At 59.7% G+C, this 23491-nt stretch carries 30 protein-coding genes; 13 read left to right on the top strand and 17 right to left on the bottom strand.

Translation table 11 applies throughout. From position 1 onward, the window contains the following. Position 1: 1 nt before the first annotated feature. The 7 genes from JL05_RS09700 to JL05_RS09670 form a co-directional block, all read right to left on the bottom strand. A complete protein-coding gene (locus JL05_RS09700) occupies positions 2 to 418 on the bottom strand; it encodes a DUF2946 domain-containing protein (RefSeq protein ID WP_217904338.1) in 417 nt (138 codons plus the stop codon). Between the two features lie 153 nt (positions 419 to 571). Then, positions 572 to 1255 (bottom strand): fimbria/pilus chaperone family protein, encoded by a 684-nt coding sequence (locus JL05_RS09695; RefSeq protein WP_021504963.1) that lies wholly within the window; start codon positions 1253 to 1255, stop codon positions 572 to 574. A 16-nt stretch (positions 1256 to 1271) separates the two neighbouring features. Further along, positions 1272 to 3641 carry a fimbria/pilus outer membrane usher protein gene (locus JL05_RS09690; protein WP_228392537.1) on the bottom strand — a complete coding sequence of 790 codons (2370 nt, stop codon included), beginning with the start codon at positions 3639 to 3641 and terminating at the stop codon, positions 1272 to 1274. An 81-nt stretch (positions 3642 to 3722) separates the two neighbouring features. Next, positions 3723 to 4361 (bottom strand): DUF1120 domain-containing protein, encoded by a 639-nt coding sequence (locus JL05_RS09685; protein WP_021504965.1) that lies wholly within the window; start codon positions 4359 to 4361, stop codon positions 3723 to 3725. Positions 4362 to 4409: 48 nt separating this feature from the next. After that, complete coding sequence (locus tag JL05_RS09680) at positions 4410 to 5066, bottom strand: DUF1120 domain-containing protein (RefSeq protein ID WP_238545839.1); 657 nt, start codon at positions 5064 to 5066, stop codon at positions 4410 to 4412. 141 nt (positions 5067 to 5207) lie between these two features. Further along, positions 5208 to 5837, bottom strand: a complete 630-nt coding sequence (locus tag JL05_RS09675) for a DUF1120 domain-containing protein (protein WP_033632294.1) — start codon at positions 5835 to 5837, stop codon at positions 5208 to 5210. A gap of 557 nt (positions 5838 to 6394) precedes the next feature. Beyond that, on the bottom strand, positions 6395 to 6847 hold the full coding sequence (locus JL05_RS09670; protein WP_079007667.1) for a GNAT family N-acetyltransferase: 453 nt from the start codon (positions 6845 to 6847) through the stop codon (positions 6395 to 6397). A 100-nt stretch (positions 6848 to 6947) separates the two neighbouring features. Between JL05_RS09670 and JL05_RS09665 the strand changes: the two genes are divergently transcribed. After that, positions 6948 to 7682 (top strand): class I SAM-dependent methyltransferase, encoded by a 735-nt coding sequence (locus tag JL05_RS09665; RefSeq protein ID WP_033632292.1) that lies wholly within the window; start codon positions 6948 to 6950, stop codon positions 7680 to 7682. 70 nt (positions 7683 to 7752) lie between these two features. On the opposite strand, the gene JL05_RS09660 is transcribed toward JL05_RS09665, so the two are convergent. Continuing rightward, positions 7753 to 8253: a GNAT family N-acetyltransferase gene (locus tag JL05_RS09660; RefSeq protein ID WP_033632291.1), complete on the bottom strand. Its 501-nt coding sequence runs from the start codon at positions 8251 to 8253 to the stop codon at positions 7753 to 7755. A gap of 85 nt (positions 8254 to 8338) precedes the next feature. On the opposite strand from JL05_RS09660, the gene JL05_RS09655 reads away from it, so the two are divergent. Continuing rightward, entirely contained in the window at positions 8339 to 9265 is a 927-nt protein-coding gene (locus JL05_RS09655; protein WP_033632290.1) for a LysR substrate-binding domain-containing protein, read from the top strand. Here JL05_RS09655 and JL05_RS09650 read toward each other — a convergent pair. Beyond that, positions 9260 to 9775 carry a DUF1543 domain-containing protein gene (locus tag JL05_RS09650; RefSeq protein ID WP_033632288.1) on the bottom strand — a complete coding sequence of 172 codons (516 nt, stop codon included), beginning with the start codon at positions 9773 to 9775 and terminating at the stop codon, positions 9260 to 9262. The two genes, JL05_RS09655 and JL05_RS09650, sit on opposite strands and share 6 nt — an antisense overlap. A 120-nt stretch (positions 9776 to 9895) precedes the next feature. On the opposite strand from JL05_RS09650, the gene JL05_RS09645 reads away from it, so the two are divergent. After that, complete coding sequence (locus JL05_RS09645; RefSeq protein ID WP_015378856.1) at positions 9896 to 10078, top strand: YodC family protein; 183 nt, start codon at positions 9896 to 9898, stop codon at positions 10076 to 10078. Between the two features lie 34 nt (positions 10079 to 10112). On the opposite strand, the gene JL05_RS09640 is transcribed toward JL05_RS09645, so the two are convergent. Together JL05_RS09640 and JL05_RS09635 are read right to left on the bottom strand one after the other, a co-directional pair. Next, positions 10113 to 10391, bottom strand: coding sequence for a GNAT family N-acetyltransferase (locus JL05_RS09640; protein ID WP_033632287.1), 279 nt, complete (start codon positions 10389 to 10391; stop codon positions 10113 to 10115). Position 10392: 1 nt separating this feature from the next. Then, on the bottom strand, positions 10393 to 10623 hold the full coding sequence (locus tag JL05_RS09635; RefSeq protein WP_033633592.1) for a (4Fe-4S)-binding protein: 231 nt from the start codon (positions 10621 to 10623) through the stop codon (positions 10393 to 10395). 192 nt (positions 10624 to 10815) lie between these two features. Between JL05_RS09635 and JL05_RS09630 the strand changes: the two genes are divergently transcribed. Continuing rightward, positions 10816 to 11229, top strand: a complete 414-nt coding sequence (locus tag JL05_RS09630) for a DoxX family protein (protein ID WP_033632286.1) — start codon at positions 10816 to 10818, stop codon at positions 11227 to 11229. A 50-nt stretch (positions 11230 to 11279) separates the two neighbouring features. Here the strand turns inward: JL05_RS09630 and smrA are convergent, their stop codons facing one another. After that, positions 11280 to 11852, bottom strand: coding sequence for a DNA endonuclease SmrA (gene smrA / locus JL05_RS09625; protein WP_033632285.1), 573 nt, complete (start codon positions 11850 to 11852; stop codon positions 11280 to 11282). A gap of 184 nt (positions 11853 to 12036) precedes the next feature. On the opposite strand from smrA, the gene JL05_RS09620 reads away from it, so the two are divergent. After that, positions 12037 to 12372: an MbeD/MobD family mobilization/exclusion family protein gene (locus JL05_RS09620; protein WP_004928976.1), complete on the top strand. Its 336-nt coding sequence runs from the start codon at positions 12037 to 12039 to the stop codon at positions 12370 to 12372. A gap of 64 nt (positions 12373 to 12436) precedes the next feature. Beyond that, positions 12437 to 12883 carry a DUF1198 family protein gene (locus JL05_RS09615; protein WP_025303978.1) on the top strand — a complete coding sequence of 149 codons (447 nt, stop codon included), beginning with the start codon at positions 12437 to 12439 and terminating at the stop codon, positions 12881 to 12883. A 25-nt stretch (positions 12884 to 12908) separates the two neighbouring features. On the opposite strand, the gene JL05_RS09610 is transcribed toward JL05_RS09615, so the two are convergent. The 3 genes from JL05_RS09610 to JL05_RS09600 form a co-directional block, all read right to left on the bottom strand. After that, the gene (locus JL05_RS09610) at positions 12909 to 13247 is read right to left on the bottom strand and encodes a DUF2002 family protein (protein WP_004928971.1); all 339 of its coding nucleotides are present in this window, start codon (positions 13245 to 13247) and stop codon (positions 12909 to 12911) included. Between the two features lie 102 nt (positions 13248 to 13349). Next, positions 13350 to 14522: an MFS transporter gene (locus JL05_RS09605; protein ID WP_033632284.1), complete on the bottom strand. Its 1173-nt coding sequence runs from the start codon at positions 14520 to 14522 to the stop codon at positions 13350 to 13352. A gap of 90 nt (positions 14523 to 14612) precedes the next feature. Beyond that, positions 14613 to 15464: a LysR family transcriptional regulator gene (locus JL05_RS09600; RefSeq protein ID WP_033632283.1), complete on the bottom strand. Its 852-nt coding sequence runs from the start codon at positions 15462 to 15464 to the stop codon at positions 14613 to 14615. A gap of 105 nt (positions 15465 to 15569) precedes the next feature. Here JL05_RS09600 and JL05_RS09595 point away from each other — a divergent pair, with 105 nt between their 5' ends. Together JL05_RS09595 and JL05_RS09590 are read left to right on the top strand one after the other, a co-directional pair. Next, positions 15570 to 16952 carry an MFS transporter gene (locus JL05_RS09595; RefSeq protein ID WP_033632282.1) on the top strand — a complete coding sequence of 461 codons (1383 nt, stop codon included), beginning with the start codon at positions 15570 to 15572 and terminating at the stop codon, positions 16950 to 16952. Further along, positions 16949 to 17329, top strand: a complete 381-nt coding sequence (locus tag JL05_RS09590) for a DUF4440 domain-containing protein (protein WP_033632281.1) — start codon at positions 16949 to 16951, stop codon at positions 17327 to 17329. The genes JL05_RS09595 and JL05_RS09590 overlap by 4 nt, the downstream gene beginning before the upstream one ends. Positions 17330 to 17524: 195 nt before the next feature. On the opposite strand, the gene asr is transcribed toward JL05_RS09590, so the two are convergent. Then, the gene (asr, locus tag JL05_RS09585) at positions 17525 to 17881 is read right to left on the bottom strand and encodes an acid resistance repetitive basic protein Asr (protein WP_033632280.1); all 357 of its coding nucleotides are present in this window, start codon (positions 17879 to 17881) and stop codon (positions 17525 to 17527) included. A 229-nt stretch (positions 17882 to 18110) separates the two neighbouring features. Between asr and JL05_RS09580 the strand changes: the two genes are divergently transcribed. Next, positions 18111 to 18419: an ElaB/YgaM/YqjD family protein gene (locus tag JL05_RS09580; RefSeq protein WP_004928950.1), complete on the top strand. Its 309-nt coding sequence runs from the start codon at positions 18111 to 18113 to the stop codon at positions 18417 to 18419. Positions 18420 to 18480: 61 nt separating this feature from the next. On the opposite strand, the gene pdxR is transcribed toward JL05_RS09580, so the two are convergent. After that, the gene (gene pdxR / locus JL05_RS09575; protein WP_033632279.1) at positions 18481 to 19911 is read right to left on the bottom strand and encodes a MocR-like pyridoxine biosynthesis transcription factor PdxR; all 1431 of its coding nucleotides are present in this window, start codon (positions 19909 to 19911) and stop codon (positions 18481 to 18483) included. A gap of 95 nt (positions 19912 to 20006) precedes the next feature. On the opposite strand from pdxR, the gene JL05_RS09570 reads away from it, so the two are divergent. From JL05_RS09570 to nrdE, 4 genes are all read left to right on the top strand, one after another. Beyond that, positions 20007 to 20438: a carboxymuconolactone decarboxylase family protein gene (locus JL05_RS09570; RefSeq protein WP_015378864.1), complete on the top strand. Its 432-nt coding sequence runs from the start codon at positions 20007 to 20009 to the stop codon at positions 20436 to 20438. A 274-nt stretch (positions 20439 to 20712) separates the two neighbouring features. Next, positions 20713 to 20943 (top strand): glutaredoxin-like protein NrdH, encoded by a 231-nt coding sequence (gene nrdH, locus JL05_RS09565; protein WP_004928934.1) that lies wholly within the window; start codon positions 20713 to 20715, stop codon positions 20941 to 20943. Between the two features lie 9 nt (positions 20944 to 20952). Continuing rightward, positions 20953 to 21357, top strand: coding sequence for a class Ib ribonucleoside-diphosphate reductase assembly flavoprotein NrdI (nrdI, locus tag JL05_RS09560; protein ID WP_015378865.1), 405 nt, complete (start codon positions 20953 to 20955; stop codon positions 21355 to 21357). Further along, a complete protein-coding gene (gene nrdE / locus JL05_RS09555; RefSeq protein WP_072010090.1) occupies positions 21339 to 23483 on the top strand; it encodes a class 1b ribonucleoside-diphosphate reductase subunit alpha in 2145 nt (714 codons plus the stop codon). The genes nrdI and nrdE overlap by 19 nt, the downstream gene beginning before the upstream one ends. Positions 23484 to 23491 lie beyond the last annotated feature (8 nt).

Below are 23491 nucleotides of genomic sequence, written 5' to 3'. Positions count from 1 at the left end.
ATCAAGCAATAAGGAAAAACGGCTGGCCGGGCGGCCCGCGCGGGCTTGGCCGCAGAGCAAGGCGCCGAATGGGCGGGGGGACGATGCGTGGCGCGCAAGGCAGGCGCGCAATACGCGCCATCAGCCACAGCAGCGGGACGAATACCCACAACAGCAGCGGCACGTGGATCAGCAGCTCACAATAGCCGCAGAAAATCATCTCCGCCGGATCCATGCCATGGTGGCCGGCATGCTCGGCGGCGGGCATCGCCATCCCATGCATGTCATGCGGCATGGCGGCTGCCGGCTGCGCCATGCCGCCCATCATCTGATGGTGCATCAGCGATTTCGACACCACCGGCGCAACAAACAGCAACAGCACCGCCATAATGGCGATGCAGGCGGTAAAGCGTTGCGGTAGCTGGCGTGGCACTCTCATCGCGGCGGCGAATTAACCCGGTCGGTGGCGAACAAGCGGCCAGTGTAACCCGCTCTACCTCCGGGGTGAACGAAAAAACGTTTCATTTCTCGCGGCATTCACCATGCCTAACTACATCTCTTGCTTATGCAAGGCGTCTGATTTTCATCCAAATCACTTCACCGTCAGCGTCACCGCATCCTGCTTGAAGCCATAGCGGCTCAGCGGCGTGATGACAACCGACGTCGGCTGCCCTTCCACCGCCAGCGTCTGCGTCTCGCCCGCCATCAGGTAGTAGTTCTCCAGCGTCACCACCTTGCCCGACGGCTGCAACGTCAGCTGCGGCGCCAGCCGCACCACGTGCAACCCGCCGTTGGTGAGCGTCAGCCGACCGGCTCCTGCGCTCAACCGCAGGTCGTCCCACGGCGTCTTGCTCACCGCCACCGCTTTCGGCTGCAGAATCAGCCCGATGCTCTGCCGTACCGGCATCCGCGCGCTGTTGTCCACCGCCTGCCCTATCCCCTCGAACGACGCCTTCAGCATCACCTCGTGCGGCAGCGCCGTACCCGGCTTCAGCACAAAGTTCACCTGCTGGCTCTGCCCCGCCTCGATGCGCGCTATCGGCGGCGACAGCAGCACCGCCTTGCTGAACCCTTTGCCATCCAAATCCTCCACCTTCGTCGCCAGCAATATCGGCTCCGACGAGCTGTTCCTGATGCTGAAGCTCACCCGCCCCGGGTTCTCCTCCAGCACGATGCCCATGCTCTCCAGCTGAAACGACGCCCCGGCGGAATGCGCCAACCCCAGCGTCAACCACAGCCCGCCCAGCAGTTGCGCCAGTCTCCGTTTTATCGTCATGATTGCTCCTCGCTTCTCATCCATTATCGGACGAGCCGCCCGCCGCACGGCAGACGCCATCGCCCTCTTCGTACAACACCGACGGGTCGAACGCCGCCGGCACCGCGTAACTCACCACGCATTCGTTCATGTTCAGACGCCGCACCCGCAGCGCCTTGCCGATATCGTCGTTCACCAGCATCAGGTTGCCTTCGCCTATCAGCGTGCCCAACAATTGGCCCTGTTCATCGTACACCGACGCCCCAGTCGGCAGCGGAGCGCCGCTTTCATCACGCAAAGTCAGCAGCAGCTGGCGCACTTCGGTCACCCGAAAACGCCGCTCCGCCACAGTGCCGCGCGCCAGCTCAAGCGCCGCATCCGTGCTGTCCAGCCGTAGGTTCAGCGGTAGCGACAACGTATCGACCTGAGCACGCAGCGGCATGTAGGGCATCAGCACCGGCAGCAGCGCGTCACCGGCGAAATCCGTGACGCCATTGCCGCTGCCCGATATTTTCACACCGGACTGTCCTGGCACCTTCATCACCGCGAAGGTGTCGCCGATGCGCTGCGGCGACGTCACCCAGGTGCCGTTGGCCACCCCCAGCCCTCCCGACGACGACAGCGACAGCGATGTGCTACCTTGCCCGCTGCGCGAGGCGCCCAACCCAAGCCGGGTATAGGGCGTCTCGCCGTTCAGGTTGCCGGCGCTCTGATAGTCACCGTCCGCGTCCCGCGTCACGTCCAGATAGCCATTGAGCCGTTCGCTCAACGGCCCCTGCCAACTGCCGCCCAGCGTCATTTGCTTGTTACGCCGCGCCTGCAACCGGCTGCTAACGCTGCCCGCCCCCCAAGGCAGACTCAACCCGGCATAGACCGCAGCACGATCATAAGCGGAAGACTGTAGGTTAACGCTTAACGTCGCCCGCCCCAGGCTCGCACCATATGCCAGTGCATGCGTCCAGCTGCGCCGGCTGCCGCGGTAATAGCGTTCATGCGACAGTGAGTAAGCCAGCACGCCGGCGTTCAGGGCCCGCCAGGAAAGTGCCAGCCCGCCGCTGTAGCGCAACCGTGCCGTCTCTGCCTCTACTGAGGACGGGTTTAGCAGCCCTTCGTCCGCCTCCCGGAAGCCTTCCGTGCGGTACTGTGACGACAGAGACAGCGCCAGACTCCGCCCCATAGCCACCTGCCCTTGGGTCTCCAGCTGCGCGCCAGGCTGCCGGCCACGGGTGAAAATAGCACTGCCCGATAACCAGTTGCCGCCGTCGTCTCCCAAACTGCCCTGCCAGCCCAGTCGTTTATAGGTATGAGCCAACAAACCGCCCACCGTTATCTGCCCCTGGCCGAGACGGAACGCCTTCTCCCCCAGCAGCAGCGCTGGCGGCGATGTCCCATAATGGTCGCCCCCGTAGGGCTGATAACGCCCTGCCGCCAAACGATAGCCGCCCGAGCGATCCGCTGGATCGCCTGTATCGGGCGTGACCGTAAAGCGTTGCCGCCGCCCGTCGGTTTCGATAACGGTGACCTCTGCCTCCACCCCGGCCATCACCGGCCCCAACTCGCTCAGCGAAAACGGCCCGGCTGGTAGCAGGGTGCGGAATATCAGTTGTCCGTGCTGTTTGACCTCTAACGTCGCCGGGTTCACAACGCTGCCCTGCAGCGGCACTGTCAGTGCAGCGTTGTGTCCTCCGATATCCACGGACGCCAGTTGCCCACCGCTCAGCGGCACGTTACCACTTAGTACGCCGCCGGCACTGAATTCGCCGAGCTGCACAAACGCACCCCAGCCAGGAAAATCTTTGCTCGCCGAGGTTTCGTACACCTCGAGCCGGCTACCGTTCTCGTCGTTGCTGTAGCTCGAACGGTTGCGCAGTACCCAGTTGCTGAGGTTGATGCCCGGCTCCAGCATCGCCTGCAGCATCTGCTGATTGCCGTAGCGCCCCTGGCGGCGGTTGGCGTAAAGATCGTAGTTCAGCAGCAGCGCATGGCCACCTGACTGCTCGGTACGCAATTTATCCGGGTCGAACGCCACCTCCGGCAGGGTTATTTCCACCCGAAAGGCGCCGGGAAATACCCTCACCACCGCCTGCGGCCAATACGTCTCAAGACGTTCGCAGCGGCCTGGAGGCGACGCAACCCGTAAACGCAGCGTCTGTGCTAGCCGTTCATCCAGGCATAACTCACCTTCAGAGTCGAAGCGCACCTCCTCCTGGTAGCGCTGCGCCGCGTTGACCTCCAGCATCACCCGGTGTACGCCCGGCAAAAACCGAGCGGTATTGAAAAAGGCAGCGATGTCCGCGTTATACCCCAGTTGCGCCAGGGTTTTGACATCGAATCCGGAGGCAGCAGTTTTCGTCATCGGCCAGACCAACAGAAACAGCAGTGCCGATGCGCTTTGCCTGATAGACACGTCATCTTCTCTGGGTTAATTCAGGGAGTGATAGATTCAGAAAAAGGGGGAGAGAGCTCCCCCTGCGCTATCTATCCGGTATTACAGCCCGAAGCCGAACTCCAGCGTGGTAGACCCATCCAGACTAACGTCTTCACTCACCCCGCCGTGCATATCGCCGCTTTTGGCCAGGAAGGCTTCAACCAACAGCTGAGCGGTGAAGTTTTTACCGATAGCTAACGTATTGCCTGAAGCTGAGGCCCAACCCACACGCTTACCGTGCTCAAGATTAACCACGGTTTGAGGTGAAGTGATCGACGTGTCTGAAGTAACGAACAATCTGCCAGTCACCCCATCAATCTGAGGGAAATAGGCCTGAATCGAATAGAACCCCAGCTTACCGGTAGTATTGACGTTACCGAGGCCAAAGGTTTTTCCTGTCTCACTGGCGCTGCCCAGACGGTTGTCGATAACGTTAAAAGTCATCGGTGTTTCAGCATCGCATTTCACCTCCATGGTACTGCCGCCTTTAACTCCCAGGCTAACCGGCTTGTCCTTGCTGATTCTCGTATGGCTGATGCTGCCATAATCGAAAATGCCCTCGTTAGGGAGTTTGACCTCACAGGTCGGCGCTATCAGTTCACCCACTACTTTAATTTCCGCGCTCGGGCCGGCGGCCAAACTCCCCCCGGTAACAAGCAGCGTGGCAGCTACCATCATGCGCAACGCAATTTTATTCATTAGTCGACATCCTTATATCGCTACAATCCAAATAACTTTTTCAGGCACTCAGATGCCGTACGCAAAATTAAGGGTGGAAGATCCATCCAGTTTTACGCTATCGGTAATAGGACCGTTCATGTCTTTAGAAGAAGCCAAATAAGGTTCAACCTCCAGCATTACGGAGAAGAGTCTTCCGCTGTTTTGAACATTACCCGACTTTGCCCAACCCGTGACGTTGTTTTTATCGACATAGGCCGAACTGACGGTAGAGAATGTCGTGGCGCCTTTCTGAACGCTGTACAGTGCTGAAGAAACGCCGTTAACTGCGGCATTAAGGGCATTGACTTTATAATAACCGAGTTTGCCGGAGCCATTGACACCACCCAGGCCAAAGTTGGCGCTGCCCGTTACGCTGGCAGTGCCTTCGCGGTTATCGACCACGGTGAAATTCAGAAAGGTTTCGGCTTCACAGTCAACGACCAACTGTTTTTGCGATTTAGCCAGCGCGGTGGCTGTCGTGGAGCTCACCAACGCATTGGACAGCTTGCCAAGATCGAAAACGCCATCGTTAACAATGGATACCTGACAAGACGGTACCGCCATTTGCCCTTTGACCTTCAGCTCTGGTGACATAGATGCCGCAGAAACCTGATTCGCCATCATCAAGACTGCGGCGATGCTTGCAGAGATTACTGTTTTTTCATCATGAATATCCATACTCATAGTTAATATTATCCTGTTCAAAAAAGATGGCAGGATGTTAAACGAGGATAAATCCTCTCTTGCTCAATCAAATTCGTTGTCTTCACCCGCACAGGCGTAAAAACCATGTATGAATTTGACACTGCGCATTTATTGCTTTATTCAGAGCCCAAAAACAAAATTCAACGTTACCGAACCGTCCAGCTCCACTTTATCGGCAGTGGGAATGTCGGCAGCCAGAACCGGCGTCACCGAAATATCCATGGTATAAGTACGACCAAAGGCTCGCGTCGAATCCGCCAGCAACCAATCGGTACGCTCACCGGAAATCAACGCCACTTCGCTACCTGGTGAAGTCCCGGCCGCATTATGTGCGCGCAAAGCTGCCGGAACACTGTTCACCGTGGAACGAGACAGGCCCAACATAAAATACCCAATGGAGTTCCCATCGGACGTATTACCCAGCCCGAAACGACTCAGGTCCGACCCGTTGCGGCTGGCAGAGCGGTTATCCATCGGAATGAGCGTCAGGTAAGCATCGCCCTCACAGCGCACCTGCCAGGTTTGTTTCAAGGCCGGCAATCTCTGTACCTTCCCCCGGGGGCCTTCCCGCACGGTGCCAAAATCATAAACGCCATCGTTACCGGCAATAACGGTGCATCCTGAATGCTTTATTTTCCCGGACACTTTCAACTCAGCAGCAGGCGAGGCAATAAGTTGACCGGAAAAAAACATCAACAGGCTAAATACGCTTATTGGCCATAATTTATTTTGCAACAGTCTCTTTTTCATCACAGTGTGGTTTCCGTTCCCATTAGTCCATACCCTTTTAATCACACAAACCATTGACGAAATAAATAATTATTCATTCCAATGCGGAGGCGAAAAACATTCTCTCAATAGAGAGTCATCAATTTATTTTTCCAGGTACAGCTCAGTCGCGTCGTTTTCGCCACCGATACAGTAAGCGCTAATCTAGCTTCCCAGAGCGGGGATTAAAATATAAACCTAAACACCATCAACAATTCAGAACATAAGGTAAAAAAAATAGGTAAAAATAGATAAAAAGACATGAGAGCAGAAAAAAAAACAACAATACAGCAGACAAACACCCATGATAATTATGCATAATTACCCAGCACAGATGTCAGTTAATGACATAAACAAAGCATTAAGCTCAAATGAAATAACCAAGATGAATCTTTTCATTAATTTCAATACAATAGCGAATAATATACCGTCAGTCAGACGATCCCAATTCAGATTCAAAGAAAAAACGGCTCGCTTTTCCGCGTGCCGTTTTTTCCGTTGCAGATAATAAGCTGAATCTTGGTAAACAGCGGATCTGTTTACAGCACCCGCGAATAGACCCGCGAGGCCTCGCCCCAGGGGTGATAGCCGAGCCCGTTATAAACGAAACCGCTGCGCTCGTAGTAACCCTCCAGATCGGTGCACAGGTGCAGCTGCGGGAAGCCCAACCGGCGAGTTTCCGCCGCCACATGCTCAATCAGCTTGGCGCCGCAGCCCCGGCCGCGCTGCGTTTCCTCTACGTAGAGCGCACACAGCCAGGGATACAGCTCACCGCGGCTGATAAAGTCGTTGGTAATCAGCCCCGCACAGCCGAGGATCTGGTCATTTTCCATCAGCAGGTACCACTGCGGCAGCGGGTTGGCGGCGCCGAGGCTGCGGTTGATAGCGTCTTCATACATCATCAGCGTCTCTGCCGTGGCCCAGTGCCGCTGAAAATATGCAATGGCGCGCGGCGCCAGCTCGGGCGCTTGCCGCACCGAAATCATGTCCATCGTCATTCCCGTTATTCATGTTGTCAGCGTAGAATTATGCAGCAATATGCAGAGTATGGCAGCGGCATTCCGCCGCCGTCATTCATCCCAAGGAGTCATCATGACGCAAAACATCTATGACAATCAGGCCTTCTTCGACGGCTACGCGCAGCTCAGCCGCTCGCAGCATGGCCTGGACGGCGCGCCGGAATGGCCCGCCATCCGCCGCATCCTGCCGGACTTGCAGGGCAAAAGCGTGGTCGATCTCGGCTGCGGCTACGGCTGGTTTTGCCGCAGCGCGCGCGAACAGGGCGCAGCCAGCGTGCTGGGGCTGGACGTCTCGGAAAAGATGCTGGCCAAGGCGCGGGAGATGACCGCCGACGCGGGCATCGAGTACCGCCGGCAAGATTTGGCGCAGCTGCAGCTGCCGCCGGAAAGTTACGATCTGGTCTACAGCTCGCTGACGCTGCACTACCTCGAGGATCTGGCCGCGCTGTTCGCCACGGTTTACGCCGCGCTGAAACCCGGCGGGCAGTTCATCTTCACCGCCGAGCACCCGATCTACACCGCCCCGGCGCAGCAGGGCTGGCTGACCGACGGCAACGGGCAGAAATCCTGGCCGGTCAACGGCTACCAGCGGGAAGGCCAGCGCGTCTCCAACTGGCTGGCGGAAGGCGTCATCAAGCAGCACCGCACGCTCGGCAGCTATATCAACCCGCTGGCGCAGCAAGGATTTATCATCCAGCATTTGAACGAATGGGGCCCCAGCGCGCAGCAAATCGCCGCTATCCCGGCGCTGGACGAAGAGCAGGAACGCCCGATGATCTTTATTCTCGCCGCCCGCAAACCCGCCTGATTCTGATCTGATTCACCCGCAGTAAACCGTTCACACCACCACAGTTGGGGAGGCCGCCTCCCCCCAACGGCTATTGCGCCGGCAGCGCCTCCCCGTGCGCCGCGAAGTGCGTCAGCGCCTCGCCCTCCATGCGATAGCGCACCCACTCGCCCTGCGGCTGCGCGCCGATGCTGAGGTAAAAATCGATGGCCGGCTGGTTCCAGTCCAGCACGCTCCACTCCAGGCGGCCGCACTGCCGCTCGCACGCCAACTGAGCGATGTGCCGCAGCAACTTTTTACCGGCGCCCGCGCCGCGATGCTTCGGCGCCACGTACAGGTCTTCCAGATAGATGCCGTTTTTACCCAGCCAGGTTGAGTAACTCATAAAGAACACCGCATAACCCGCCGGCTCGCCGTTCACCGTACAAATCAGCGCTTCGGAACAGGCGCCAGGCCCAAACAGGCTGCGTTCGATATCTTCCACGCTGGCCAGCACCTGCTCGCGCGCCTTTTCGTACACCGCCAGCTCGATAATCATATCCAGAATCAGTTTGGCGTCGCTTTTTTGCGCCGGGTAAATCTCGATGGTCATGGCAAATCCTGAGTGTGTTGATGACTGTGCTTGCCAGCATATCGCGCCTCAAATACTGTATGAACTGCATTTTCATCAACAGGTAATGAATATCATGCATCTGGATTTGAAGCGCCTCGATCTCAACCTGCTGCTGGTGTTCGAAGCGATCTATCGCCTGCGATCGGTGACGCGCGCCGCAGCGGAGCTGGCCCTCAGCGCGTCGGCGCTGAGCCACGCGCTGATCCGGCTGCGTAAGGCGCTGGCGGACGAGCTGTTCTACCGGGTCGGCAACGACATGCACCCGACGGTGTATGCCGACAGCCTGGCCCCGACCGTCAGCGAAAGTCTGGCGCTGCTGGCCAAAGGGCTGCATCCGCGCCCGCGCTTCGTTCCCGCCGAAAGCCGGGAGAGCTTCACCTTCGCCATTACCGATTACACCGCCTTCGCGGTGTTTCCCGCGCTGATGGCGCAGATGCAGCGCCTGGCGCCGGGGCTGTCGTTCCAGCTGCGCTATTCCGAGCGCAAGGTGGCATTGAACGATCTGTTGGCGGGGCGCATCGACTTCGCGCTGGGCTTTACCGAAACCGACGGCGAAAGCTACCCGGAGATCGACGAGGTGAGCTGGCTGGAGGATGAGTATGTGGCGATTTGTTCACCCGCCTTCAGCGTAAAATACGGCGAACTGACGCTGGAAAACTATCTGCGGGCGCGCCATCTGGTGGTGACGCCGTGGAACGAACAGCGCGGCGTCATTGACTACCAGCTCGATAAGCTGGGGCTGCAGCGCGATATCGCCATCCGCACGCCTTCGCTGCTGGGAGCGCCGTTCATCGTCGCCGACAGCGAACTGGTGATGAGCATGCCGCGCTACGCCGCGCAAAAATTGCGGCAGGCGGCGGCGCTGGATATCCACCCCCTGCCGTTTCCGGTGCCGCCGTATCAGATTAAAATCTACCTGCACCGCAAGAACGGCCGGCCGGAGGCCTGCCGCTGGTTGCGGCAACAGCTGCAGGCGCTGGCGGCGTTATAACGCGGGTTCGCCAATCGGCAGATACCCCTGCCACAGCGGCCGGGCCGGTTTGCCGTGCGGGTTGGCCCGCAGATGAACGTGATAACCCTGCAGCGCCTGCAGCAGCAGGCAGTCGTCCACCTCGGCCAGGTCATCCTTGTGCTGCTTCGCGCTATCGGTCAGCAGCGCCCGTTTGGCTTTGTCTTTCGCCTCGTCGGCGGAGCGCGCCACGAACAGGCCGAACTGGTGCAGTTCCGCCAGCTCATCGCTGCGGTAACCGCCCACGTTAACGAAAAACAGCTTCTCTTCACCGGCGAACGGCGCAGGCTCCAGGCTCACGTCGTAACCGTCCGCCCAGTCGATGCGCGCATAGCCGTCGACATGCACCTTGCGCTTATCGCCGAACCACTTTTCGCGCAGCAGTGGATACGCCTCATCCGGCCGATCCGCCGCCGCGAACTGCACGTCGTGCAACTCAATATTGGCGCCCGGCGCCGTACCGCCCACATAAAACATCAATAATCCCGGCATGTTAGTCTGCTCTCCCTGGTGATAATCGCTGTATAAGTTAATACATAACGAAACATCTGCCAACGGTAGCGCCATTCTGTGTTATCAATAGGTGAGGTTTAATCTGTTGTGGAGGAACGCATGGCATTCAATATCGGTGATTTTGTACAACGCACCACCGGCGGCCCAAAGATGACCGTGGTGGCGATCGACGGCGAAACCCTGGTTTGCAGCTGGAATGAACTGGGTAAAGAGCAGCGCACGGAGGTGCAGGCCAGCGAGGTGGCGCTGTACCACGAAGACGGCGATTTCGGCGTCTGCTGAACGCTCGGGGCGCGCCCCGCGCCCCGTTATCGCCTCAGGCGCGAATGTCCTGATAGGCTGGCGTGGTATCAAACTCATGCTTGGCGAACGGGCACAGCGGAATGATTTTGCGCTGCTCCGCGCGCATTTTCTCCACCACCAGCGCCACCAGCTTTTTGCCGACGCCCTGCCCCTTCAATGACTCATCCACCCAGGTGTGATCGATAATGGTCAGCTTGTCACCGCTCGGCACGAAAGAGATCTCGGCGATCAGCTTGCCGTGCTCGTCATTGATATAAAAACGCTTGTCGTCCGCCAGTATTTTATGATCCATATTATTTCTCCCTATATTTCAGTGCGCCGCTGGGGCAAGTATCGATAACGCGTTTCACTTCGGCCACGTCGGCATTGTCCGGCATAATCCACGGGCGGCGATTCAAGGTAAAAATAGCCGCGTTGCCATGCACGCAGTTGGCGGAATGGCGGCAAACTGCACTGTTAAAATAAACGTCAATCTTATCACCGGAATAACGGCGGTAACCGGCGGCGGTCAATTCCTCATCCATCATGGCCTCACATTGCCTGTTTTATTGTTTTTGCTCCAGAGTCAAGTATAGGCAATACCGCCGGCTTCACCACGCGTCTCGCCCATCGAAAAAAGTGGCGCAACCGCCCGTCGCCGCTAGAAAAAAACGTAAATTGTTCTAATCTTTATACAGTAAGACAACATAATTCCGACAGTGGCTAAGGAGTTCGAAATGGGTGATAGCTCAAAAGACGGCGTAATTCTGCTGTCCCGCATATTGCTGATGATTCTGTTTATCATTTTCGGCTGGATGAAACTGGTCAACTTCGGTGCGACCGTCACGGCGATGGAAGGTTACGGCACGCCGATGCCTTATTTGGCGGCGATCGTTGCCGTGGTGGTGGAGTTTATTTTCGGCATCGCGCTTATTCTCGGCCTGTTTACTCGCCCTATCGCGGTCATTTTCGCCCTCTATGTTTTGGGCACCGCGTTTATCGGCCATCCGTTCTGGAAAATGACCGGTATGGAAATGATGGGCAACGAAATCAACTTCTTTAAAAACATCAGCATCATTGGTGGTTTGCTGTTGCTGGCGATGACCGGCGCCGGCCGTTATTCGCTGGACTATAAAATATTTAATAAATAATTCATCGATGGCCGGCGTCTATCGCCGGCCATTTTATTTCGGCAATCCTTTCAACGGCTACGCTTGGCGTGGCGCTCAAAGTTTTCCGCCCTGGCCTGCGCCGATTTACGCAGCGTGACGTAGCAGGCACCCTCGCCGCCGTCGCGCGGTAAGGCGCGGCAAAACGCCTGCACCTGTTCAAACTGCGCCAGCCATTTGGCGACGTAACTGCGCACGATATTCGGATGGCTGTCGTTCTGCCGCCCGCGGCCATGCACGATCAGCAGCGAACGCAGGTTTTGCGCCTCCGCCTGCACGATGAAGCGAAACAGCGCCTGCCGGCTGGCTTCAACCGGCTGACGCAGCAGGTTCAGCGACGCCTGCGGCGGGTAACGTCCGTTGCGCAGCTTGTCCAGCACGCCCTGCTGAATGCCTTCCCCTTTGAACTCCAGCGGCTGTTCGCAGGGGATCACCTCGAGAAAATCGGTGCTGAGGAAGTTTTCCTGCCGCAGCCGCTGTGCTTCGCGCCGCGCGCTTTTGTCCACCGTCTCCTGCGGCTTGAGGTACAGCGTCTGCCGCCTGCTCGCCAGCGGCACCACGTCCGCCATCGCCTGTTCAAAAAAGTCTTTTTCCTGCTCGCTCATGTTCCACCTCTCTTGAACGGCAGCCTTTACGGCCGGGAATGGGGTCGATTGTAAGACGCCTTGCCACGGTTGCAAGCCGGGAATTGTCAGCGGCATGTGTCTCATTTGTCGTCAACGGGTGAGCTTGCGAACAGTTTTCGCTATACTGCTAAGCCATCATTGAGTGCCGCAAAGGATCGAGCCCATGACAATGCGCGAGCTGGAAATCCAGTTTCAAAATGCGATGAATGAGTTGCAGAGCAGCTTCGAACGGCAACACCGCGAATGGCAGCAGAGCTACCAGGCGCTGCAGCAACTGCTGGAAGAAGCCAAACAGCGCGAAGCCGCGCTGCGGGCGCAGAATGAACAACTGGCGCGCAAACTGAGCACCGCCAGTTCGGTGCCGGAACAACATGCGCTGGTGAAGCAGATCAAAATGCTTGGCGCCCATCTCGACGCGTTGGCCAAAGACGCGGCCACCTTTAACCACCATCTGCGCCAGCAGAGCGCGGTCGGTAATTTCAGCGGTGAACAGCATTGATAGCGGGCGCTGTCGCACAGCGCCTCTCCCTCTTCTGGCGTATTGAGAGTGTAATAAAGCCTAAATGACCTGGATCATCCTCGCCGCCCTGATCGTCGTATTTATTATCGGTTACCGCATTCTGACGTCCGACACCCGCAAAGCCATCGATTCGCTGGCCCATCTGCTGAGGGTCAAACCGATGCTGATCGAATCGATGATCCAGGAAATGGGCGGCCGCCAAAGCCAGACCTTTATCCGCATGCTGAACAACGGTTACACCGAAGAGATGCACCAGGCCGCTTACCTGCTGTTCATCTATCTGACGTTCATCAAACAGGCGGACGACGAACAGATTGCCCTGTGGCGCGACGTGCTGCTGCGCGCCGGGCTGTCGCCGGAGCTGCACGCCGAGCACACCGAAGCGGCGCTGTTTTACTTCGCCGAGCTGGATATCGATGCATTTGAACTGGCGCAGTTCCGCCGCGCCTACAATGAGCGTTTCAACCGCGAAGCGTTGGCCCACGGCTGATCGCGTCCCCCGGGCGGGGGACCGATTACAGAAACATGCTGTAGAGGTAGCGCGACAGCGCTTCGCGCGAGCTGAAGCCGTGTGCGATGCCGTAACGCAGGTTCGGGGCGTCGCTGCTTAAATCCAGGGGAAACTCCAGATACTGCTCGCTGGTGCGCACCGGGGAGGTCGGCGTGGCGAAATGCACGCTTCTCTCTTTCAACGCCGGGTGGATCACCAATGCGGTTCTGCCCATCCGCGCTTCGCGATTCACATACACATAATGCGTACCCTTGCGGTAGCCATAGGCCTGATCGGTGACATAATCACGCTCAAAGCCGGTATTCTCCAACACTTTAGCCACTTCATCCGGCCGTAAATACATCGATTCCTCCTCTCATTCTGGACCGCTGAGCGACCTTACCGTAATCATTCACCGAAACAACGATTTTCTGGGGAGGAATCCGGGTTTCGGACTATTCCTGAATCAGCGCCGGCGGCGCTGCAGCAGGCGCAGGGTGAGCAGCACCCCGAGCGCCACCAGCAGTGCCGCCGCCAGATAGATCGACGGCACGCCCGCCTGCCCAATCAGCAGCCCGGCCAGCGGGCCGGTGATGCCCAACGCCAGGTCGAGGAACGCCGAATAAGTGCCGAGCGCCGTGCCCTGGTTCTGCGGCGGCACCTGTTTTACCGCCTCAACGCCCAGCGCCGGGAACACCAGCGAAAAACCGGCGCCGGCCAGCAACGCGCCGGTTTGCACCATCCAGGGTTCGCCCGCCTGCCAGATCAACAGCAGCCCGACGATCTCGACCAGAAACGATGCCAGCGTCACCTTCAACCCGCCGTGGCGGTTGATGACGTTGCTGAAAATCAGGCGGATGCCGACGAAGGCGCAGCTGAACAGCGTCAGCGAAAACGCCGCGCCGCTCCAGCCCTTGTCGGCGTAGTAAAGGGTGATGAACGTGGCGATGACGCCGAAGCCGACGGTGCCCATCGCCAGCCCGAGACCATAGGCCCAGATGCGGCCGAACACCGCGCGAAAGGCGATGCGTTGCCCAGCGGCGATCGAGACGTCCGGCTTGCCGCTCGCCAACAGCAGCGCCACCGCGACCGCCAGCACGATCAGCGCCGCCACCCCGGCCAAGCCCCACTGCTGATTCAGGTACACGCCGAGCGGCGCGCCGGCCGCCATCGCCCCGTAGGTGGCGACGCCGTTCCAGGAAATCACCCGTGCGGTGTGCATCGCCCCGACCCGGCCGATTCCCCACAGCGTGGAACCGGTGCTGGCGAAGCTTTCGCCGACGCCGAGAAACACCCGCCCCACGCACAGCAGCAGCAGGCTGAGCCACGGATAACCGTCAACGCCAAACGCCAGCGCGTAAAACAGCCCGCTGGCGCCGCAGCACGCCAGGCCGAACAGCACCACCTTCTTCGGCCCCAGCTGATCGGCGTAGCGCCCGGCATGCGGGCGGCTGAACAGCGTGGCGAAGTACTGCGCGCTAATGATAAGGCCCGCCAGCACCGAGTTGTAGCCCAGGTGGTCATGCACAAATCCCGGCAGCACCGCCAGCGGCAGGCCAATGGTCAGGTAGCAGACGAAGGTGAACATCACCACGGACAGAATGCGTCGGTTCAGCTGGAAGTTATTTTCTGCAGTCATCGAAGGTGGCTCGCATCGGACGGGGTAGACGAAGCCCTCCAGCATACCCCGATGAGATTTGATGATAAATGAGAGAGTAATAACGAATTATTATTTCGCTAACGATTTTGCCGCCACCCGCGCGCGCAGAAAATCGATAAACGCCCGCACCTTCTCCGGCACGTGGCGGGTGTTCGGGTAGAGCGCATAGATGCTCTGCTCGGGGAAACGGTGATCCGGCAGCAGCGCCACCCCGGCGCCATGCAGGGCGAACGCCAGCAATGCCGCGGCGCTGTCGCCGGTAAGCGTGGCGGCGTCCGCCACCTTGAAAAGCACCGCTTCGCGCTGCGGCGTAACCACCTGCCAGCTGAGGGGCGAACTGAGCCGGCTGTGGGCGATCCACTGCGCCTGCGCCAGATCCGTCAGCGAATGAATCGGCCGGTCGGCCAGATAATCCGGCGCCGCCACCGGAAAAATGGCGAAGCTGTCGATCAGCGCCGCGCGGTGGCTGGAATCCGCCAACTGGCCCAGGCGGATCGCCACGTCGAAGCGCTCCGAAATCAGATCGGCATGATAAGAAGAAGAGACATGCTGGATGCGCAGGCGCGGATGCTGCCGCGAAAACGCCGCCAGCGCCGGCGCCACCACCTGCGCGCCGTACTCCGGCGTGCTGGTGATGCGCAGCACGCCGCTCAGCCCTTGATGATCGCGACGCACGTCGTCGAGCACGTTCTCCGCCTCCTGCAACAGCTGCAGGCTGCGCTGGTAGAAGCGTTCGCCGGCATCGGTCAGCGATAATCGGCGGGTGCTGCGCGCCAGCAGTGAAACCCCCAGTTCGTTCTCCAGCTGCTTGACGTTAAAGCTCACCACCGCCTTGGTTTGCCCCAGCGCCACCGCCGCTGCGGTAAAGCTGCCCGCCTCCACCACCGCCGCGAAGATCGCCAGGCGCTGCAAATTCAGCATTTCACCGCCCTTATTGTCAAAAACATTTTGACAGTGTAATCGCCAGCCGCCGATTTATCCGCACTTTTCCCCCCGATACACTGCTCGCCTTCAACCGGAGGCACCATGTCTTATCGCAGCAAAGTGGCAATCGTCTATCTGCTCGGCTTTTTCGTCGATCTGATCAATATGTTTATCGCCAACGTCGCCTACCCCGCCATCGGCCAGGCGATGCGAGCGTCGGTCAGCCAGCTGGCGTGGGTCAGCAACGGCTATATTCTCGGCCTGACGCTGGTGATCCCGCTCAGCGCCTGGCTGGCGCAGCGTATCGGCGGACGGCGGGTGTTTCTGCTCTCGCTGGCGCTGTTCATGCTGGCCACCCTCGGCGCGGGCAACGCCGACAGCATCGGGACGCTGATCGGCTGGCGCACCCTGCAGGGCATGGGCGGCGGCTTGCTGATCCCCATCGGCCAGACGCTGACCTATCAGCTGTATCGCAGCCATGAACGCGCCGGGCTGTCTGCGGCCATCATGTTAGTCGGGCTGCTGGCGCCGGCGCTGTCACCGGCGCTGGGCGGCTGGCTCGTCGATCGGTTGGACTGGCGCTGGGTGTTTTTCGCCAACCTGCCGCTGGCGGCTCTGGCCCTGGCGCTGGCGGCGCTGTGGCTGCGCGCGGAAGCGCCGACGGCGGCGCGTAAACCGCTCGACGCCACGGGGCTGCTGAGCGGCTGCGCGGCGCTGACGCTGCTGCTGCTCGGCCTGACCCGGCTGAGCGAGGCCGGCCATCAGGTTTCCGGCGCGGCGCTGCTGGCCGCCGGTCTGCTGGTGCTGGCCTATTATTTGCGCCATAGTCTGCGCACCCCGCAGCCGCTGCTGAACCTGCGGCTGGTCGGCGATCCGCTGCTGCGCAACGCCATGACGATTTATTTGTGCATTCCCGGCCTGTTCATCGGCGTCAGCCTGGTGGCAATGCTGTATCTGCAAAACCAGCTGGGGATGCCCGCCGCACAGGTTGGCGGCCTGATGCTGCCCTGGGCGCTGGCATCGTTCCTGGCCATCACGCTGACTGGCAAAACCTTTAACCGCCTCGGCCCACGGCCGCTGCTGATCGTCGGCTGCCTGCTGCAAGGCGCCGGCATGCTGACGCTGGCGCAGATCGATCAGGCCGGGCAGCACGCGTTGCAGATCGCCGCCTTCGCCCTGATGGGGTTCGGCGGCAGCCTGTGCAGCAGCACCGCGCAGAGCAGCGCGTTCCTGCAGATCCCCGACGCTCAGTTGGCGGACGCCAGCGCGCTGTGGAACATCAACCGCCAACTCAGTTTTTGCCTCGGTGTGGCGCTGCTCAGCCTGCTGCTGAATCTGCTGCTGGCCGTGTTGCCGCCCGCGGCGGCTTACCGCACCTGCTTCATTCTGGCGGGCGCCAGCGTACTTATCCCGCTGCTGCTGTGCCTGCGCCTCGCCAACCGCGCCATCGTGCGCCAACTCAACGCTCAACAGGATGCTTTATGAACCCGTATTTTACCGAAGTGATCGACGCCCACATCGCCATTGAACGCTGGCTGGGCAAAGGGGCCGGAGAAGAGCAGGCGCTGCTGGCGCGCTTTACGCCGGATTTCAGCATGATCGCGCTGAACGGCGCCCCGCAGGATTTCACCGCGCTGTGCGCTTTTTTCCGCGCGCATCGCGCCGCCAAACCGGGACTGGAAATCGAGATAGAAGAGATGAAGCTGGTGGCCGAATGGCCGACGGGCGCGGTAGTCAGCTACCGGGAAAAACAGAGTCTGCCGGGACAAAGCGCTACGCTGCGCTACTCCACGGTGGTGTTTGAACGCCAGCTCAACGCGCTCGGCTGGCGGCATTTGCATGAAACCGCCGCGGCGCAATGATCACAGGAAGCTGCCGGCCAAAAACAGTTCCCAACCGACGATCACCCCGCACAGGGTTACCGCGCTGAAAATGACTTCAAACAGATAGCGATTGATCATCGTGCGTCGCCTCAAAAGAAGACACCCGGAAGAACCGGGTGTCTGGAGTACGGACTGGAGCGTGCGGAACCTTTCGGTTCCGCAAACATCACTTAATTATGCTTTTTTACCGGCTTTTTTGTGGTGTTTTTTAGCGGCCTGAGCTTTCTGCACTGGCGCTTTTTTGTGGTGCTTTTTAGCGGCCTGGGCTTTCTGAGCCGGCGCTTTTTTGTGGTGCTTTTTAGCGGCCTGAGCTTTCTGGGCTGGCGCTTTTTTGTGGTGCTTGGCTTTCTTGTGGTGCGTCGCTTTAGCTGGCGCTTTTTCAGCAGCCGCCGCTGGCGCAGCGGTAGTGGTGGTGGTGGTCGCAGCTGGCGCGGTGGTGGTAGCCGGAGCAGTAGCTGCAGTATCAGCAGCGAAAGCAACAGAAGACAGACCCATAGTGGCAGCAACGATCAGCGCTAATACTTTTTTCATCTTTAAATCCTCAGAGTGTTGTTTCGGTAAGCTCCGGTGGAGCCGTTGAAACAGATACTAGTGGAATCAAACCGCCGCTTCCGTGAGTGATTGGTTTCGCCGAGTAACCAAATGTACAAAGCCCAGGCGCCGGCAAACACCTGCGTGACGGCGGTTTTTTTCCGTGATCGGCCACGCAAATCTCGACATGGTCTACACTTAAAAGACATGTGTCGAAATGGAGAGCTGAATGTTTAAGAAAGCGGAAAGAACAGAACGCGACATCGATCAGGACGTCACTCTGTTGGCCGATACGCTGGATGAAGTGTTGCGCGAGTCCGGTGACAAGACCAAAGAGGAACTGAAAGAGCTGCACAGCAAGGCGAAAGGCGTGTTGCGCGACGCCCGGGCGCGGTTCAATGGCTCCACCAGTCTGACACAGCATGCGCGCGACGCGGTCGATCAAGCCGACAGCTATGTGCGTGACAAACCTTGGCAGGGCGTAGGGATCGGTGCCGCCGTCGGCATCGTGCTCGGCGTGCTGCTGGCCCGGCGTTAACACCCCTGCAGTCATAAAGATAAAACAGATGTGCGTCTGGCCCGCGGAAATCGCGGGCCGTTTAATTTGCGTGTTTAAACAGCTGCGCTAGCCCCTGCACCGCCCGCTCCGCCTCCTCTCGCCGGCTGAAATTGGCGAACCCCAACAGTAACCCCTGCCCCGCCGAACTGTCGATGCGCCAGTCTGAGAGCGCCTGCACCGCCAGCCCCTGTTGCCACGCCTGCGCCGCCAAGGGCGCATCCGCCATGTCGTCGCACAGCCGGGCCAACAGCTGAATGCCGCCCTGCTGCGGCACCACCGTCAGCCACGCCTCCAGTCGCCGTTCCAGCGCCTGCGTCAGCCACTCGCGCCGCTGGCGGTACAGCGGCCGCATGCGTTTCAGGTGGCGGTAGAAATGCCCTTGGCGGATGAAATCCGCCACGCTTGCCTGCAGCAGCGGTGGGCAGCCGCAGCCGCGCAGCCGGCTGCTGCGCGCGAATGCCGCCGTCAGACCGGCGGGCACCACCAAATAAGCCATGCGCAGCGCCGGGAACAGCGTTTTGCTGAAAGTGCCGGCGTACAGCACCCGCCCCTGAACGTCGAGGCTTTTCAGCGGCGGCAGCGGCCGCCCGTGATAGCGAAACTCGCTGTCGTAGTCATCCTCGAGGATCCAGGCCCCGCGCTGCTGCGCCCAGTCGAGCAGCGCCATCCGCCGCGCCAGGCTGAGCGAGACACCGAGCGGGCTCTGATGAGTCGGCGTGACCACCGCCAGCCGCGCCTCGGGCTCCGTCAGAATACCAGCGGCCACGTCCATGCCCTGTTCATCCACCGGCACGGCGACCGGCCTCACGCCGGCGGCCCGCAGCAGCGGGCGCGTAACCGGATAACCGGGATCTTCAATCCATACCGCGTCACCGGCGTGCAACAGCGTCTCCACCACCCAGTCCAACAGCGCCGGGTAACCGGCGCAGAGGAAAATCTGCTCCGGCTGGCAGCTGATGCCGCGCGACAAATGCAGATAATGGGCGATCGCCTCACGCAGTTCAGGCAGGCCGCCGGCCGGCGGCAGCGCCAGGGAAGCCACCGTAGAACCGCGCAGCTGGCGGGCGACAATGCGCTGCCACAGCGCACGTGGAAACGCATCCAGCGCCGGCACGCCCAGTTGGAAAGGCTGCAGCATGCCCTGCGGCTGCAGCGGATCGGGCGCCACCGCCGGCAACGGCGGTGCAGCGGACGCCGCCCCCTGCATGGGCGGCAACTGCGGCGAGACATAGGTGCCTGCCTGCCCCCGGCTCTGCAAAAAACCTTCGGCAATAAGTTGCGCGTAGGCGCTTTCCACCGTGGCGCGCGCCACGCCAAGATCGCTCGCCAACCCGCGTACCGAAGGCAGCCGGCTGCCCGCCGCCAGGTTGCCCTGGGCGATGGCGTCTTTGATTCGCAGATAAATCTGCCGGTACAGCGGTTCGGCGAGCCGGCTGTCCAAACGCAGCGAGGTCAGGAAAGTTGGCATCATGGCCCGGTTAAATAATCATTTTATGGCCCTATAGCATAGACCATAAGGCCGCTAAAGTAGCGGCATGATTTCGTTACTATCGATTGAGGTTGACCATGATTAAGCAACGTTTGAATTACGCCGAGCTGGCGCCCGCCCCGTACAAAAATATGGTGAGCGCGCTGATGGCGCTGGAGAAAGGCGCTCTGGACAAAGCGACCATCGAGTTGATGTTTATGCGCGTTTCGCAGATCAACGGCTGCGCCTACTGCCTGGACATGCACGGTAAAGCGCTGCGCGAAAGCGGCTTCAGCCACGCCAAACTCGATACGCTGGCGGGCTGGCGCGTCAGCCATGAGTTCAGCGAGCGCGAACGCGCCGCGCTGGAATGGGCCGAGTCGGTGACGCTGATCGCCGCCACCGGCGCGCCGGACAGCGCTTTTGAGGCGCTGAAAGCGCACTTCAGCGATACCGAGATCGCCGATCTGACCTTCGCCATCAGCATCATGAACGCCTTCAACCGGCTGGCCGTCAGCATGCGCCAATAATGCGTTCGCCTCCCCCTCTTCTCTGAGAGGGGGGAATTTCCCACCCGCAAAAAAAATTTTCCCCTCGCCTTCCCAGCTCCGACGCGGTCTGCGCACCCAACCCCACAAAACACCATATATAGCGCGGTTGATAAAACAAATATCAACATATAGTATTTTATAGGTCAGCCGCAGGGAGTGTCGTTCGGTTGATAACGCCGTCAGAAACGCCAGGAACGATGCTCCGTTATCTGACTTGTCCGCCTTTCCTTCAGTCTAAAGGTAAATGCGAATCATGAGCATTATTATTTACAGTAAGCCGGACTGTGTCCAGTGCAACGCCACCTATCGCGCATTTGATAAGCAGGGGATTGATTATCAGGTGATCGATCTCACCCAGGATCAGCAGGCGCTGAACCACGTTAAATCATTAGGTTATCAGCAGGTTCCGGTGATTATCGCCGGTGACGATCACTGGTCCGGTTTCCGGCCGGACAAAATCGGCGCGCTGGCGCTCACCTGCTGAGGCTCGACGATGAATCCGCTGGTCTATTTCTCCAGCAGTTCGGAGAACACCCACCGATTCGTTGAGAAACTGGGCCTGCCGGCGATCCGCATTCCGATCGCCGGCGCCCGCAGCAAATTGCTGATGGAACAACCCTATATCTTGATCGTGCCCAGCTATGGCGGCGGCAGCGCCGTCGGCGCGGTGCCGATCCAGGTGATCCGCTTTCTCAACGTTCCGCAAAACCGTTCATACCTGCGCGGCGTCATCGCCGCCGGGAACACCAACTTCGGCGCAGCGTACGGCATCGCCGGCGACATCATCGCCAAAAAATGCCAGGTGCCTTTTTTGTACCGCTTCGAGCTGCTCGGCACCGCGCAAGACGTTGAAAACGTTCGACAGGGAGTAACCGCATTTTGGCAACGACAGAACTGACCAGGCCCGAGACGGGCGCGCTGGATTACCATTCGCTCAACGCGATGCTCAATCTTTACGATGCGGAAGGCCGGATCCAGTTCGACAAGGATCGGCTGGCGGCGCGGCACTACTTCCTGCAGCACGTCAACCAAAACACCGTGTTCTTCCATAACCTGGAGGAAAAGCTGCACTATCTGGTGGAAGAAGGCTACTACGAGCCGCAGGTGCTGGCGCAGTACGAGTTCCCGTTTATCAAGCAGCTGTTCCAGCAGGCCTACGCCAAGAAATTCCGCTTCGAGACCTTCCTCGGCGCCTTCAAGTACTACACCAGCTATACGCTCAAAACCTTCGACGGCAAGCGCTATCTGGAACGCTACGAAGATCGGGTGTGCATGGTGGCGATGACGCTGGCGGCGGGCGATACCGCCCTGGCGCAGGATCTGGTGGAGGAGATGATTTCGGGCCGCTTCCAGCCGGCCACGCCGACCTTCCTCAACTGCGGCAAACGCCAGCGCGGTGAGCTGGTCTCCTGCTTCCTGCTGCGCATCGAAGACAATATGGAATCGATCGGCCGAGCGGTGAACTCCGCGCTGCAGCTGTCGAAGCGCGGCGGCGGCGTGGCCTTCCTGCTGAGCAATATTCGCGAGGTGGGCGCGCCGATCAAGCGCATCGAGAACCAGTCTTCCGGCGTCATTCCGATCATGAAAATGCTCGAAGACGCCTTCTCCTACGCTAACCAGCTCGGCGCGCGCCAGGGAGCCGGCGCGGTGTATCTCAACGCCCACCACCCGGATATCCTGCGTTTTCTCGATACCAAGCGGGAAAACGCCGACGAGAAGATCCGTATCAAGACGCTGTCGCTGGGGGTGGTGATCCCGGATATCACCTTTGAGCTGGCGAAGAACAACGAAGAGATGTACCTGTTTTCGCCCTACGACGTCGAGCGGGTGTATGGCGTGCCGTTTTCGGAGATTGCCGTCAGCGAGAAGTACCGCGAGATGGTGGACGACAAGCGCATCCGCAAGTCGCGCATCAACGCGCGCGAGTTCTTCCAGGTGCTGGCGGAGATCCAGTTCGAATCCGGCTACCCGTATGTGATGTTCGAGGACACGGTCAACCGGGAGAATCCGATCGCCGGGCGCATCAACATGAGCAACCTGTGTTCGGAGATCCTGCAGGTCAACCGCGCCAGTACGTATCATGAAGATCTGAGCTACGATCGCATCGGCAAGGACATCTCCTGCAACCTCGGCTCGCTGAACATCGCCAAAACCATGGACGCGCCAGACTTCGGCAAAGCGATCGAGACCGCGATCCGTGCGCTGACCGCGGTGGCCGACATGAGCGACATCCGCTCGGTGCCGTCGATCGCCGAAGGCAACCGCAGCGCCCGCGCCATCGGTCTGGGCCAGATGAACCTGCACGGTTACCTGGCGCGCGAGCGCATCTTCTACGGCTCGGAAGAAGGCATCGACTTCACCAATCTCTATTTCTATACCGTGGCCTATCACGCCATCCGCGCCTCGAACCGACTGGCGATCGAACGCGGCGGCGCGTTCGACGGCTTTGAGCACTCACGCTATGCCAGCGGCGAGTACTTCGACAAATATACCGAACGCGACTGGCTGCCGCAGACCGAGCGGGTGCGCGAGCTGTTCGCCGCCGCCGGCATCGCCATTCCGGGGCGCGACGAGTGGCGCGCGCTGCGCCAGTCGGTGATGATGCACGGGCTGTACAACCAGAACCTGCAGGCGGTGCCGCCGACCGGCTCCATCTCGTACATCAACAACGCCACCTCCAGCATTCATCCGATCGTTTCGCGCATCGAGATCCGCAAGGAAGGCAAGATCGGCCGCGTTTACTACCCGGCGCCTTACATGACCAACGACAACCTGGCGTATTACCAGGATGCCTACGAGATTGGCCCGGAGAAAATCATCGATACCTATGCCGCCGCCACGCAACACGTCGATCAGGGGCTGTCGCTGACGTTGTTCTTCCGCGATACCGCCACTACCCGCGACATCAACCGCGCGCAGATCTACGCCTGGCGCAAAGGCATCAAGACCATTTACTACATCCGCCTGCGCCAGATGGCGCTGGAAGGCACCGAGGTGCAGGGCTGCGTGTCCTGCTCGCTGTGAGGCAACTT

Origin of the sequence: Serratia nematodiphila DZ0503SBS1 (genome assembly GCF_000738675.1) — a bacterium.
GTDB lineage: Bacteria > Pseudomonadota > Gammaproteobacteria > Enterobacterales > Enterobacteriaceae > Serratia > Serratia nematodiphila.
Note: the sequence above shows the minus strand (reverse complement) of the source record. Positions and strands in the feature narration are given on the sequence as shown.